The organism is Agromyces sp. ISL-38 (genome assembly GCF_018613935.1).
Lineage (GTDB): Bacteria > Actinomycetota > Actinomycetes > Actinomycetales > Microbacteriaceae > Agromyces.
On sequence record NZ_JAGGPF010000003.1, the window covers coordinates 1 to 14196 of the forward strand.

General features: G+C 68.3%; 13 protein-coding genes. 1 reads left to right on the top strand and 12 read right to left on the bottom strand.

Annotated elements, in window-relative coordinates; all coding sequences use genetic code 11:
* From J7E25_RS18135 to J7E25_RS03995, 9 genes are all read right to left on the bottom strand, one after another.
* Window positions 1–748, bottom strand: a 748-nt coding sequence (locus J7E25_RS18135) for a translation initiation factor IF-2 N-terminal domain-containing protein (protein ID WP_214868186.1), incomplete at its 3' end; no start/stop codon positions are given.
* A gap of 73 nt (window positions 749–821) precedes the next feature.
* The gene (locus J7E25_RS03960) at window positions 822–1082 is read right to left on the bottom strand and encodes a YlxR family protein (RefSeq protein WP_214868189.1); all 261 of its coding nucleotides are present in this window, start codon (window positions 1080–1082) and stop codon (window positions 822–824) included.
* 44 nt (window positions 1083–1126) lie between these two features.
* The gene (gene nusA / locus J7E25_RS03965) at window positions 1127–2125 is read right to left on the bottom strand and encodes a transcription termination factor NusA (protein ID WP_214868191.1); all 999 of its coding nucleotides are present in this window, start codon (window positions 2123–2125) and stop codon (window positions 1127–1129) included.
* 184 nt (window positions 2126–2309) lie between these two features.
* The gene (locus J7E25_RS03970) at window positions 2310–4331 is read right to left on the bottom strand and encodes a PhoX family phosphatase (protein ID WP_214868328.1); all 2022 of its coding nucleotides are present in this window, start codon (window positions 4329–4331) and stop codon (window positions 2310–2312) included.
* A gap of 242 nt (window positions 4332–4573) precedes the next feature.
* Window positions 4574–5614 (bottom strand): DUF559 domain-containing protein, encoded by a 1041-nt coding sequence (locus J7E25_RS03975; protein WP_214868192.1) that lies wholly within the window; start codon window positions 5612–5614, stop codon window positions 4574–4576.
* A 178-nt stretch (window positions 5615–5792) separates the two neighbouring features.
* A complete protein-coding gene (locus tag J7E25_RS03980; protein ID WP_214868193.1) occupies window positions 5793–7556 on the bottom strand; it encodes a proline--tRNA ligase in 1764 nt (587 codons plus the stop codon).
* 81 nt (window positions 7557–7637) lie between these two features.
* The gene (locus tag J7E25_RS03985; protein ID WP_214868194.1) at window positions 7638–8237 is read right to left on the bottom strand and encodes a PadR family transcriptional regulator; all 600 of its coding nucleotides are present in this window, start codon (window positions 8235–8237) and stop codon (window positions 7638–7640) included.
* Between the two features lie 104 nt (window positions 8238–8341).
* Window positions 8342–9049, bottom strand: coding sequence for an aspartate/glutamate racemase family protein (locus tag J7E25_RS03990; protein WP_214868195.1), 708 nt, complete (start codon window positions 9047–9049; stop codon window positions 8342–8344).
* Window positions 9050–9051: 2 nt separating this feature from the next.
* Complete coding sequence (locus J7E25_RS03995) at window positions 9052–10698, bottom strand: NCS1 family nucleobase:cation symporter-1 (protein WP_214868196.1); 1647 nt, start codon at window positions 10696–10698, stop codon at window positions 9052–9054.
* A 162-nt stretch (window positions 10699–10860) separates the two neighbouring features.
* Between J7E25_RS03995 and J7E25_RS04000 the strand changes: the two genes are divergently transcribed.
* On the top strand, window positions 10861–11487 hold the full coding sequence (locus J7E25_RS04000) for a helix-turn-helix domain-containing protein (RefSeq protein ID WP_214868203.1): 627 nt from the start codon (window positions 10861–10863) through the stop codon (window positions 11485–11487).
* A 27-nt stretch (window positions 11488–11514) separates the two neighbouring features.
* Here the strand turns inward: J7E25_RS04000 and J7E25_RS04005 are convergent, their stop codons facing one another.
* The 3 genes from J7E25_RS04005 to J7E25_RS04015 all read right to left on the bottom strand — a co-directional run bounded on the left by J7E25_RS04005 (window position 11515) and on the right by J7E25_RS04015 (window position 14126).
* On the bottom strand, window positions 11515–11673 hold the full coding sequence (locus tag J7E25_RS04005; protein WP_214868205.1) for a hypothetical protein: 159 nt from the start codon (window positions 11671–11673) through the stop codon (window positions 11515–11517).
* A gap of 115 nt (window positions 11674–11788) precedes the next feature.
* On the bottom strand, window positions 11789–12919 hold the full coding sequence (gene ispG / locus J7E25_RS04010; RefSeq protein ID WP_214868329.1) for a flavodoxin-dependent (E)-4-hydroxy-3-methylbut-2-enyl-diphosphate synthase: 1131 nt from the start codon (window positions 12917–12919) through the stop codon (window positions 11789–11791).
* 85 nt (window positions 12920–13004) lie between these two features.
* Window positions 13005–14126 carry a YihY/virulence factor BrkB family protein gene (locus J7E25_RS04015; protein ID WP_214868207.1) on the bottom strand — a complete coding sequence of 374 codons (1122 nt, stop codon included), beginning with the start codon at window positions 14124–14126 and terminating at the stop codon, window positions 13005–13007.
* Window positions 14127–14196 lie beyond the last annotated feature (70 nt).

Consider the following 14196-nt stretch of genomic DNA (forward strand, 5'->3'; position numbering starts at 1 on the left):
CGCCGGGACGTGCGCCGGCGCCGGCGCCTGCACCGGCACCGCCCGGACGCTGGAACCCGGCGCCGCCGCCGGGGCGGCCGCCTGCACCTGCCGGACGCGGAGCGCCGGGTCTCGGCGAACCGGGACGCGGAGCCTGCGGACGCGGGATGTTGCCGGGGCTCGGGCGCTGGCCCATGCCCTGCGAGCTTGAGAACGGGTTGTTGCCCGGTCGGGGCTGCGCCGGGCGCGAGCCCATGCCCTGCGAGCTCGAGAACGGGTTGTTGCCGGGCCGGGCGGATGCGGGACGCGGCGCGGGACGCGGGATCACGCCCGCGGGCTTCGGGGAGGCCGGCTTCACGGCATCGGAGGCTTCAGGGGCCTCGGGTGCTGCGGGCGCTTCGGGCACCTCGGAGGCCTTCTCTGCTGCCGCCTGCGCGGCCTTCTGCTCGGCCTGCGCCTGGCGCTCCGCCACCGTCATGGGGACGTCGACGACCGGGGCCTCGATGACCTCTTCGGGCGCGGGCTTGGGTGCCGGCTTCGGACCGGGCTTGACCGCAGGGGCGGGCGCCGGTGCCGGTGCCGCCTTCGCGGGGGTGCCGGCGGTGCCGGCTGCTTCGAGCGCGGCCTTCAGGCGGCGCGCGACGGGGGGTTCGATGGAGGACGACGGTCCCTTGACGTATTCGCCCATCTCCTTGAGCTTCTCAAGGGCGATCTTGCTATCGACACCGAGTTCGCTTGCGATCTCGTGTACGCGTGGTTTGGCAGCCACTTCTCTCCTGTTCCGGGTCCCACCCCGGACAGGGGCAGACCATCAATGACGGACGGGTCTCATTTCGAGCCGCTCATGAGTTGTCCATTAGCCGTTCAGCCTGTTCTCTAGCATTGCTGGTGTCCACTTCGCCGGTCATGCGGAGCGCACGCCCGAAGGCGCGTCGCCGCACGGCGAGGTGGTAGCACTCGAGTGTCGGATGCAGCCACGCACCCCTGCCCGGAAGCACAGCCGAAGTATCTGCTACGACGTGGGAATCCTGGACGACGATCCTCAACAGGGAGGACCGCGGGGAACGCGAACGGCATCCGATGCACGTTCTGACGGGTTCCATCCTACACCTCTGTGCTGTGCGCCCGCCGACGGCGGCGGGCCACCTCAGTTCGACTCGAGGGTCGAGTCCGGCTGGATGTCGATCTTCGCGCCCGTGAGCTTGGCGGCGAGACGGGCGTTCTGGCCCTCCTTGCCGATCGCGAGCGAGAGCTGGTAGTCGGGAACGAGCGCACGGACGGCTCTCATCGACTCATCGATGACGAACGCGCGCGTGACCTTGGCCGGCGACAGCGCACTCGCGACGAACGTCGCCAGGTCGTCGGAGTAGTCGACGATGTCGATCTTCTCGTTGCCGAGCTCGGCGGTGACCGCTCGCACGCGCTGGCCGAGCTCGCCGATGGCAGCGCCCTTGGCGTTGACTCCGGGCTGGTTCGCACGCACGGCGATCTTCGTGCGGTGGCCCGCCTCGCGCGCGAGCGAGACGATCTCGACGACGCCGGAGGCGATCTCGGGAACCTCGAGTGCGAACAGCTTGCGCACGAGGGCGGGATGGGTGCGCGAGACGGTGATCGACGGGCCCTTATGGCCCTTCGACACACTCGTCACATAGACGCGGATGCGCTGCCCGTGCGGGTACTCCTCGCCGGGCACCTGCTCCTCGGGCGGGAGGATCGCCTCGACGGTGCCGAGGTCGATGTGCACCATGCGGGGATTCGGACCCTGTTGGATGATGCCGGCGACGATGTCGCCCTCGCGGCCCCGGAACTCGCCGAGCACTGCGTCGTCGGCGAGATCGCGCAGGCGCTGGTTGATGACCTGCTTCGCGGCGAACGCGGCGATGCGACCGAAGTCGCTGGGGCTGTCCTCAGCCTCGCCGATGACGTTGCCCTCTTCGTCGTGCTCGGGAACGTACACCGAGACGTGACCCGTCTTGCGGTCGATGTGTGCACGGGCGCCGTTGGGATTCGCGTGGCCGTGCTGGCCGGGATTCGTGTGCTTCAGGTAGGCCATCAGGATCGCCTGTTCGATGATCTCAACCAGTTCGTCGAACGGGATTTCCTTCTCGCGCTCCATCATGCGAAGCACGCTGAGGTCGATATCCATTGCCGGCCTCCTCTATTCAGCTCTTTCGCCGCTTCCCCTCGGAGCGGACACGTCTCTACGGTACCGGATGTCGCAGTGCCCGTCATCCACGCCGGACGGCAGCGACCGGCTGCAGCCCTGAATCGACGGATGCCGCGGCGCCCGAGTTCGGGTCGCCGCGGCATCCTCACCGCTTGACTTCGGCTCAGCCGCGCCAGACCTGCACGACCGAGGGGCGCGGAGCGGCCACCAGGCCGGACTCGGGGCGATGCGACGGCACGTAGTCGGGGAAGTACGAGTTCGGCGCGGCGACCGTGCCGTCCTCGCCCGGGTGCTGTACGGCGACGAAGACCAGGCCCTCCTTGTCGTGGATGACCGGCCCGCACGTCTCGGCGTCGCGCGGCACCGAGAGGAACTGCTGCACGCGACCGCGGTCGGGCCCCTCGAGCGGCACCTTGAAGAGGCCGTCGTTGAAGCCGATCTTGCTCGGAGCGCCGTCGGTCGAGATCCAGAGGTTGCCCTCGGAGTCGAACGCGACGTTGTCGGGGCAGGAGATCGGCGACACGAGCTCCTTCGGGAAGCCCGCGAAGTACGTGTTCTGGTCGACGGCGGGGTTGCCGCACAGCAGGAGGATGCTCCAGCCGAATGTCGTGCCCGACTGGCCCGCCGTCTCGGTGAGCTCGATGACGTGCCCGTTGCGGTTGCCGGTAACGGGGTTGGCCTCGTCGACCGTCGCAAGGGTGCGCGCCGAGTTGTTCGTGAGGGCGACGTAGACCTTGCGGGTCTTGGGGCTCGGCTGCACGTCTTCGGGGCGGTCCATCTTCGTCGCACCGACGGTGTCGGCCGCGAGGCGGGTGTAGACCAGCACCTCCTCGGTCGTCATGCCGGGGATGACGCTCTCGCCGTTCTGCGTGAGCGGGATCCACTCGCCGGTGCCGTCGAACAACCCGTCGGTCGGGAGCGCGCCGGTTCCGGTGATCTCCGCGGCGGGCGAATTCCCCGTGAACTTCGCGACGTAGAGGTCGCCCTCGCTGAGCAGTCCGAGGTTGTTGCGGCGCGCGACCGGCGTCGTGCCTGAGTCGAACGTGCCCTTCGAGACGAACTTGTAGAGGTAGTCGTTCGTCTGGTCATCGCCCATGTACGCGACCGCGCGGCCGTCTTCGGCGATGATGACGTTGGCGCCCTCGTGCTTGAGCCGGCCCATAGCGGTGTGTTTGCGAGGGGTCGAGGTCGGATCTTCCGGGTCGATCTCGACGATCCAGCCGAACCGGTTGGGCTCGTTCACGTGCGCGGGGTCCAGGGCATTGAAGCGCGGGTCGATGCGCTCGAACGTGTACGTCGACTTCGTCGACGCCGTCGCACGGTAGCGCTTCTGGCCCGCTGTATCGGCCGCCCACGCGAAGTAGCCGTCGAAGTTCTCCTCACCCGAGAGCACGGTGCCCCACGGGGTGGTGCCGCCGGCGCAGTTGCCGAGCGTGCCCTTGACCCAGCGGCCCTCGGGGTCGCCGGCCGTCTTCAGGAGGTCGCTGCCGGCAGCAGGGCCCGTGACCTCGAACACCGTGTCTGCAGTGATGCGGCGGTTGCGGCGACCGTCGACGAGGTAGCGCCACGGCTGGCCGACCTTGCTGCGGCGGAGCTCGACGACCGAGAAGCCGTGGGCGGCCTTGTAGATGGCAGCGCGGCGATCGAGCTCGGCGTCGTCGCTGCTCGGCGGGAACATGAGGCCCGGGTTCACGTACTCGTGGTTGTTCACGAGCACGCCGGTGCGACCGCTCTTGTCGGCGATGATGTCGAGGTAGTCGCAGTTGTAGCCGAACTGGCCGGCCTGCGCCTCGGCCGTCTGGTTCTCGAAGTCGAGGGCGGGCACGCTCGAGAAGAGCGGGTCGCCCCAGCGGATGATCGGCGCCCACTTGTAGCCCGTGGGCACGTTCAAGTCGTCGACGAGCTTCGGCACCGGGGCGATCGCGTCGAACGCCAGGGCACCCTGGCCTCCGGTTGCTCCCCCGGGCGCCGCACTCGCCGAGCCGCCCGGCGTCGCGGCGGCGAGCGCGATGCCGAAGGCGCCGGCCGCACCGAGGCCGAGCACGGCCCGCCGCGTCAGCGCGGCCGAGGCGATGTCGCGGAAGTGCGGATTCGCGGAGGTGTTGCACTCGGGGCCGAGGCAGGCGTTCCCGCACTTGAAGTGACAGGTGACGGGCGAGCGCTTGCCTCGCACGTGGTCGGCCATCGGAAACAACTGGATGTCGGTGATCGTCACGGATCGGTCCTCACGCTCGTGGTCGGGGTTCCACTTGCACAGTGCTCGGGGAATCCGTCGCGACTCATGATGAGGCGTGAACGAGGGGTGAACGCACCGCGAACGGTGCATACGCCCGGCCGCCACCGGCCGCTCTCCCGCCTCGAAACCGCACTGGTGACCTCCTCGTCAACTCCAACGAGTCATCCGCGCGGATTCGACGCGCGGGCGCCTCACACAGGGCGGGCCGCATCGAGTTCGCGGATGCGTGCGGCCAACACGGCGCGCACCCGTGCGATGAAGTCGTCGGTGTCCTCGAACACGTCGTCTGAGACGACCCGGACGACGCGCCAGCCGGCCGCTTCGAGTGCCTCGCGACGCCGGATGTCATCTCGGAATCGTCTCGCGTTCGTGCGATGCTCATCGCCCTCGTACTCGAACGCGAGACGCAGCGCCGGATAGGCGAGGTCGGGATGCAGCATGCGACCACCGGGAACGCGCACACCGATGCCGATCTCGGGTTCGGGCAACCTCGACGCCACGAGGAGCAGCCGCAGGCGGGACTCGGGCCGCGAGTCGACTCCCGTGCGCAGCCGTTGCAGGGCCCAGGCGATGCCGCGCGCACCGCGTCGACTGCCATGCTCGCGTGCCGCAGCGCGGAGTTCATCGAGGGTGCACAGCGGCGGCATTCGCCCGCTCCCGCGACGAAGCCGGACACCCGAGATCAGGTAGTCCCCCGCTGCGACCAGGTCCTCGCGGCTGAGCGTTGCCGCGAGTTCGCACCACGTGCGGGCCGGCGAGCTCACCGGCAATTCCTCGATGAACACGATCGCGGGCCGCGCCGCCGACGTCGAATGACCGATGACCCCTGCCGTGCGCGGGCCGTCGCCGCCGGCGAACGACGTCACATGCAACGCTCGTGCGGCGTCCGCGGCACCTGCGTCGCCGCCTCCCTCGCCTTCGGCCGCGGCATCCGCGTCACCTTCGGCCCCGGCGTGTGCTGTTGTATCCGCGGGAGCGTCCGGCTTCGGCAGCGGGATCCCATGGAGCATCCCAGCGGTTTCATGGCTGAAGTACGCCGATGGACCGAGCCTGGGCAGGTAGGCGCGACAACGTTCACGGATGTCGCGGGGCCGAGCGCCGTCGAGACGCACGCCGTAGAACGGGCGGGCGAGGTCGGCTCGCCGCAACCGGCTCGCCGGCACATCGAAGTTGCGCGCATCCGCTGGCGTGAAGGCGGTGTTGCGGAGGTGCTGCGGGAGTGCGTGGACCATGCGCGCATTCTGCCCGTATCCCGCGGGACGGAGGGAGCATCCTCCACAAGCCATCGAAACCGCACAGATGACGCGCAGGGCGCTCGGACCTGGTCATCTCTGCGGTTTCGACGCACTCGAGCGCGCGAAGTGGACGCGCGGACCGCGTGAGCACGCGCAAGCGAGCCGCTCGCCGTCGTCAGGCGAGGGCGGCGACGACCTCGCCGATCGGCACGTTCTCACGGTCGCCGGTGGCGCGATCCCACACCTCGACGAGACCATCGGCGACGCCGCGGCCGACGATCACGATCTTCGGCACGCCGATGAGCTCGGCATCGGCGAACTTCACGCCCGGCGAGAGTTTCGGGCGGTCGTCGAAGAGCACGTCGAAGCGGGCCGCCTCGAGCGAGGCGACGACGCCTTCGGCCGCCTCGAACACGGCGGGGTCCTTGCCCGTCGCGAGCACGTGCACGTCGAACGGCGCCACCGACGCGGGCCACACGAGGCCCTTCTCGTCGTTGTTGCCCTCGGCGATGATCGCGAGGATGCGAGTGACGCCGATGCCGTACGAGCCCATCGTGACGGTGACGAGCTTGCCGTTCTCGTCGAGCACCTTGAGCCCGAGTGCCTCGGCGTACTTGCGGCCGAGCTGGAACACGTGGCCGATCTCCATGCCGCGCGCGAGCTCGACGGCGCCGGAGCCGTCGGGTGCGGGGTCTCCCTCGCGCACGTCCGCAGCCTCGATCGTGCCGTCGGGCGTGAAGTCGCGCCCGGCGACGAGGCCGAACACGTGCTTCTCATCGAGGTTGGCGCCGGTGATCCACTCGGTGCCGTCGACCACCCGAGGGTCGACGAGGTAGCGGATGCCGGTAGCCGACTCCTCGCCGAGCACGGCACCTTCGGACGACCACGGGCCGATGTAGCCCTTCACCAGCCCCGGGTGCTTCGCGAAGTCGGCGTCGGTGGCGGGTTCTGCCACGCCGGGCGCGAACGCCACCTCGACGCGCTTCATCTCGACGTCGCGGTCGCCGGGCAGCCCGATCACGACGAGATCGCGGGTGCCGTCGAGCTGCGTCACCGCGAGCACGACGTTCTTCAGCGTGTCGGCGGCGGTCCAGTCGCGGCCGTCGGGGCGCGGGTACTCGGCGTTGGCCAGATCGACGAGCGTCGCGATCGTGGGCGTGTTCGGGGAGTCGAGCACGAGTGGGGCGGGCAGGCCGTCGAACGGGATCGCCTCGGGCACCACGGTCTCGAACGCCTCGACGTTGGCCGCGTATCCCCCGGCCGAACGCACGAAGGTGTCTTCGCCGACGGGAGTCGGATGCAGGAACTCCTCGCTCTTCGAGCCGCCCATCGCCCCGGCATCCGCTTTCACGATCACGTACTCGAGGCCGAGACGCGTGAAGATGCGCTCGTAGGCGTCGCGCTGCGACTGATAGCTCGCGTCGAGCCCCTCGTCGGAGACGTCGAAGGAGTACGCGTCCTTCATGGTGAACTCGCGGCCGCGCAGGAGGCCGGCGCGGGGGCGCGCCTCGTCGCGGTACTTGTCTTGAATCTGGTAGATCGACAGCGGCAGGTCTTTGTAGGAGTTGTAGAGGTCTTTCACGAGCAGGGTGAAGACCTCTTCGTGCGTGGGCGCGAGCAGATAGTCGGCGCCCCTGCGGTCCTGCAGGCGGAAGAGGTTCGGGCCGTACTCCGTCCAGCGGTTCGAGACTTCGTAGGGCTCGCGCGGGAGCAGCGCCGGGAAATGCACCTCGTGGGCACCCGCGTTCGTCATCTCCTCACGGATGATCGCCTCGATCTTCGCCTTCACCCGCAGGCCCAGCGGCAGCCACGCGAAGACGCCTGGCGCCTGGCGCCGGATGTAGCCGGCGCGCACGAGCAGCCGGTGACTCGTGACCTCGGCGTCGGCCGGGTCTTCGCGGAGCGTGCGGAGGAAGTAGTTCGTGAGGCGTGTGGGCACCCGACGATTCTAATGACGACGGATGCCGGTACTCACGTCCGCCCGCGCCGGCGCCCAGCGTGACAGCTGGAGGGGCGGGATTCAGTCGGCGAGGATGAGGTAGAGGGCTCGCCGGGCCTCGTCGAGCTTCTCGGCCGCAGCGGCGCGTTGCGCGTCGGTGGCGGAGTGGCGGAACTGCCCGACCACGCCCATCAGCCTGCCGACACTCTGGAACAGCGCAGTGGCCGACTCGCTCGGACGCGGCACGGCTGTCCAGGCGCGCTGCAGCTCCTCGTCGTTCTCCGCCACGTAGGCTCGGCCGGCGTCAGTGAGCTCGAACTCGGTGCCGCGACCCTCGCCGCGCGACACGATGAGCTCTTCGTCGACGAGCTGCTGCAGTGTCGGGTACACGGATCCGGGACTCGCCCGCCAGGCGCCGTCGGTCTTGGCATTGATCGCCTTCATGATCCCGTAGCCGTTGAGCGGGCCGCTCTCGGCGAGCAGCGACAGGATCGCTGACCTGACGTCGCCCTTGGCTCGCCGGCGACCGCCGGGTCCGCCCCAGGGGCCGCCCCATTCGCCGAACCCGGGGCCGAAGCCGCCTGGTCCGCGGAAGCCGCGGGGGTCGTGGTGGAAACGCGCCGCGTGGCTCTCTAGCCCCGGGATGGCGTGGTGTGGATGTGGAAGGTGTTCGCGTCTCATCGCGCCCGTCCTCTGTGTCGGCCTTGCGAGCCGTCGCAGACTATCTACGATACGTTAACGATATATCGCTGAACAGTCTTTGTCTACACGGCCGCGGCCTCGCGTCAGGCGAGCAAGCGAACCGGCGGCCGCGCGTACTCGTCGCGCTTCGAGGTGCTGACGCCCATGCGCACCATGCCGGTGACGAGACCGACGGATGCCGCGACACCGTCGATCACCGGCACGCCCACGCGTTCCGACAGCGCCGCGCAGAGGTCGGTCATGCCGGCGCAGCCGAGCACGATCGAGTCCGCGGCATCCGCTCGCACCGCGCGCTCGCACACCGCTGCGATCGTCTCGAAGGCGTCGGCGGTGGACTCCTCGAGGTCGAGCACCGGGATGCCGGTCGCGTAGCTCGAGACGCAGGCGTCCGAGAACCCGTAGCGACGCACGAGGTCGTGCGCTCGCCCGAGGGTGCGAGAAAGCGTCGTGACGATGCTGAAGGTGCGGCCCGCCATCGTCGCGACGTGCATCGCCGCTTCAGCGATGCCGACCACCGGCCCGGTCGCGAGTTCGCGTGCTGCGTCGAGGCCCGGATCGCCGAAGCACGCGATGACGAATCCGTCGACGCCAGCCGCCTCACCCCTCTCGACCTCCCGCAGCACCGCCGCCGCGGCGGCGACCTCGTCGGTGTGGCTCTCGATCGCGGCGGGCCCGAACTCGGGGCAGACCGCCGCGAGCTCCACGCCCGGCCCCGCGACCTCCCGGGCGGACCGGCCGATCTTGTCGGTCATCGCCCGGGAGGTGTTGGGGTTGATAAGGGTGATGCGCATCGCTACTTCACCGCGGTGACGGATGCCACGTCGATGGTGCCGCCTGCCACGTCGACCGTGCCGTCCGAGACGCCTTCGCCGAGGTCGGCGAGATTCGGCACCTGTGGGTTACGCCGCTCGAGGATCACGAAGATCACGTAGCCGAGGCCGCAGCCGATGAACCACGTGAAGTTGCCGATCCACGAGATGTCGAACCCGCCCAGGTCGGCGATGAGCTTCGGCAGCACGCCGAGCGCGATGGTCGGGACGCCCGCGAGGAGCAGCGCGGAGACCGCGTTCGTGTTGTACCCCTTCGTGTACCAGTACTTGCCCTTCTCCGACATCGTGAACATGTCGTCGACGAGCACACGCTGGCGCGCCGCGACGTAGTAGCCGGCGATCAGGATGCCGAACAGCGGGCCGATCATCGCACCGAGCACGCCGAGGGTGTAGTGGATGGCGTCGGCGTTGTTGTACCAGTTCCAGGGCAGGAGGATCACCGAGCCGACCGCCGCGATCATGCCGCCCATGCGCCAGCTGATCTTGTGCGGCGCCACGTTCGAGAAGTCGAACGCGGGCGAGATGAAGTTCGCGACGATGTTGATGCCGACGGTCGCGATGACGAACGTCAGTCCGCCGAGGAGGATCGCGAACGGCGAGTCGATGCGCTCCACCGTGTGGATCGGATCGGTGATGAGCTCACCGAAGACGGGCACGGTCGCCGACGCGGTGATGACGGTGAGCAGCGAGAAGAACAGGAAGTTGATCGGCAGGCCGAGGAAGTTGCCGCGCTTGACCGCCGCGAACGACTTGCCGTAGCGCGCGAAGTCGCCGAAGTTCAGCATCGGGCCCGAGAAGTACGACACGACGATCGCGATGGCGGTGAGCATCACGGGAATGGAAGCCCAGAACTCGAGCGGCTCGCCCGCCGAGAGGTCGAGGCTGATGTTCTCCCAGCCCGCCTCCGAGACGAGGTAGATCGCGAGGATGATCATCACGACGTAGACCGCCGGCCCGGCCCAGTCGATGAAGCGACGGATCGTCTCCATGCCGTTCCAGAAGAGCGCGGCCTGCGCGATCCACAGGATCGCGTAGGAGATCCAGCCGAGGGTCGACAGCCCGAGGAAGCTCGACTCGAGCAGCGCCGCGCTGCCCGGGATGAACTTCAGGAAGACGATGTTCAGCGACTCGGCTGCGAGGTAGGTCTGCACGCCGTACCACGCGATCGCGATGAGGCCGCGGATGATGGCGGGGATGTTCGCACCCTTGACGCCGAAGATCGCACGGTTGATGACCGGGTAAGGCACGCCCGTCTTCTGGCTCGGCTTCGCGACGAGGTTGGCGAACGCCTGCACGATGAGGATGCCGATGAGCAGCGCGAGCAGCACCTGCCAGCTTGCGATGCCGAGCGCGAAGAGGCTGCCCGCCGTGATGTACCCGCCGACCGAGTGCACGTCGGACATCCAGAACGCGAAGATGTTGTAGGAGGTCCACTTCTGTTTCCGGAGCGGAGCGAGGTCCTCGTTGGCGAGACGGTGGTCGTACTCGGGCTTCATGAGGCCCGACCCGACGGGCATGCCCGCGGCCTCGACGACGTCGTACGGCCCGGTCGGCGGAGCCGGCGCGGTTGACACGGGTGCGCCCGGCGCGCCCTCGAGTTGTTCGGTCATGAGCGGATGCCTTTCGAGTGCCGGATGGGGGATGTGAATGAAGTTATAGATTCACCTCTGGTGCGAGGTTTCCGCGATGTAACAGCCTTGTGAAGAAGAAATTCAGTGTTCACTTCACATTCATTTCGGCGGCCGAGACGGATGGCGCTTTAGGATCGATTCATGACGTCACTGGCCGCGCAGAGCGACCCGATGGACTCCGATGAGGTGCCACGCCTCGGCGGGCGCCTCCGCGCGCTGCGCACGGCACGCGGAATCTCGGCTCGCACCCTCGCGAAGTCACTCGGCATCTCGGCGAGCGCCGTCTCCCAGATCGAGCGCGGGGTGATGCAGCCGTCGGTCTCCCGCCTCATCGCCATCACCGACGCACTCGGCGTGCCGCTCGCCGACGTGTTCGACGACGCGGGCGCCACCGACGACGAGCGCCGCGCGTCATCCGAAGACGGGGGCGACGGTTTCACGCTCGTCCGCGCCCACCAGTCGACGCCCGTCTCGCTGGAGAGCGGCGTCACCTTCCGCCGGCTCTCGCCGCGCAGCACGAGCGAGCTCGACCTCTTCGAATCGGTCTACTCTCCCGGCAGTACGGCGACCGGCGACAATGCGCTCTTCCGGCATGAGGGCTACGAGATCGGCAGCGTCGTGTCGGGCGAGCTCACGATCGAGTTCGACGACGAGACGGTCGTGCTCGCACCCGGCGACTCGATCAGCTACCCGTGCTCGAAGCCCCACCGAATTCGCAACGCCTCCAGCCGGCCGGCCGTGGCGACCTGGCTCATCGTCCATCCCTGACGTTCGGCCAGAGGGTGCCCCCGGGAGTCAGACGCCCTCGTCGTCTTCCTCGTCCTCCGCGGCGAAGTTCTCGACCTCCTCCTCGGCGGCCGTCGCGGCATCCTCAGTGCCCTCGTGCAGCGTGCCCATACCGTCGGGGTACCCCGCTTGGTCGGGATACTCGAACTCCGTGCCGTCTCCGCTCATCACGATCCCTTCCGGCGGATGCCGCCGCGTCGCGACATCCGACGCTTCCACGCTACTCGCGGCATGTCGACGGCACCATGGCGGGAGTCGTCTCGACGACTGCGACGCCGGGCGACTAGGGCGTCAGCACCTGCGGCGAGCCCACCGGGGCATCCGTGCCCATCTCATCGGCGATGCGGTTCGCCTCTTCGATGAGCGTCGCGACGATCTCGGACTCGGGCACGGTCTTGATGACCTCGCCCTTGACGAAGATCTGGCCCTTGCCGTTGCCGGATGCCACGCCGAGGTCGGCCTCGCGAGCCTCGCCGGGCCCGTTGACCACGCAGCCCATGACGGCGACGCGGAGCGGCACGGTCATGCCCTCGAGCCCGTCGGTGACGTCGTTGGCGAGCTTGTACACGTCGACCTGCGCACGCCCGCACGACGGGCACGAGACGATCTCGAGCTTCCGCTCGCGGAGGTTCAGCGACTGCAGGATCTGCAGCCCCACCTTCACCTCTTCGACCGGCGGCGCCGAGAGCGAGACGCGGATGGTGTCGCCGATGCCCTCGCCGAGGAGGATGCCGAACGCGGTCGCCGACTTGATCGTGCCCTGGAACGCGGGGCCGGCCTCGGTCACGCCGAGGTGCAGCGGCCAGTCGCCACGCTCGGCGAGCATGCGGTATGCCTTCACCATGATGATCGGATCGTTGTGCTTGACCGAGATCTTGAAGTCGTGGAAGTCGTGCTCCTCGAAGAGGCTCGCCTCCCAGACCGCCGACTCGACGAGCGCCTCGGGTGTGGCCTTGCCATACTTCTGCAGCAGGCGCGGGTCGAGCGAGCCGGCGTTCACGCCAATGCGGATCGAGACGTCGGCTTCTTTCGCGCGTCGCGCGATCTCGGCGACCTGGTCGTCGAACTTGCGGATGTTGCCCGGGTTCACGCGCACCGCGGCGCATCCGGCGTCGATCGCCGCATAGACGTAGTTCGGCTGGAAGTGGATGTCGGCGATGACCGGGATCTGGCTCTTCTTCGCGATGATCGGCAACGCCTCGGCGTCGTCACGACTCGGCACGGCAACGCGCACGATGTCGCAACCGGAGGCCGTGAGCTCGGCGATCTGCTGGAGCGTCGCGTTGATGTTCGTGGTCGGCGTGGTCGTCATCGACTGCACGCTCACTTGTGCGTCACCGCCGACGAGGACCTTGCCCACCTTGATCTGGCGCGACTTGCGTCGGGGGGCCAGTACCTCAGGGACTTTGGGCATTCCGAGATTCACAGCAGGCACGTGTCGAGTCTACTTCCGGGTTCCCGAACGCTGCCTCCATGAACGGATGCTCCCCCGCTGGCTGTCAGCGCTGAGGCCGATCCGCGACCTCCGTGTCGTCGGCACCCGCCTCGTCGGAATCGGCACCGTCGTCGGCGTGCTCGAGACGGATCCTGCGTCCGAGTTCGACGTCCTGCTGTTCCTTCTTGGCCGCCTTGTCGCTCTTGCGCGTGTCACGAGGCGGAAGCTGGATGGACTCCTCCGCCTCGATCCCAGCCTGGAGCTGGCGCCCACGCTCGAGCTCGGCGTCGAACTCCGCGCCGAATAGGAGGGCGACATTGGCGAGCCAGAGCCAGAGGAGGAAGATGATGACGCCGGCGAGCGAGCCGTAGGTGCGGTCGTAGCTGGAGAAGTTGGCCACGTACAGCGCGAACGCGGCGGAGGCGAGTACGACCAGGAAGATCGCGATCGCCGCACCGATGCTGATCCAGCGGAACTTCGGCTGCTTCGCGTTCGGCGTCGCGTAGTAGAGGACCGCGATGCCGAAGATCACGGCGAACGCGAGAACCGGCCACTTCACGATCTCCCAGACGACCTGTACCGACTCGCCGATACCCAGGGCGCTTCCTATGGCGTCGGCGATCGGCCCCGAGACGACGAGGATCGTCGCGATGACGACGATGAGGACAATGGCGAGGATCGTAACGAGGAGTTGGAGCGGAATCAGCTTCCAGAGCGGGCGTCCCTCGTCGATCTCGTAGATGCGGTTCATCGCCTTGCTGAACGCTCGCACGTAGCCCGACGCCGACCAGATCCCGAGCACGAGTCCAGTGACGAAAGCCCATCCTGCGGCTGGCGACGCACTGAAGTCCTCGAGCGGCTCGCGGATGACGTCGAGCGCCTCACCGGGCGCGAACCGCTCGACGATGCCGAAGAGCTCATCCATCGCCTTCTCGCCCTGACCCAAGAGAGCCAGGAGCGACGCGATCGCGAGGAGGCCCGGGAAGAGCGCAAGCACACCGAAGTACGTCAGCGACGCCGCGCGATCGGGGCACTCGTCGTCCGCGAACTCGCGGAAACTCTTGCGCAGCACGTACACCCATGAGCGTTTCGTGATCTCGCGGGGCGACTCGGGCTTGCGCTCGTCGTCTGGTGCCGGAGCGTCGGCCAGTCGCCGGCTGGCTCCGTCTGCGTCTGCCTCGGCCATGTCCTCACCCCCCCGTCCGACGTTTCCACGAGGGGATGCCGAACCGAACGAGCCGGCCATCGACCTCCGC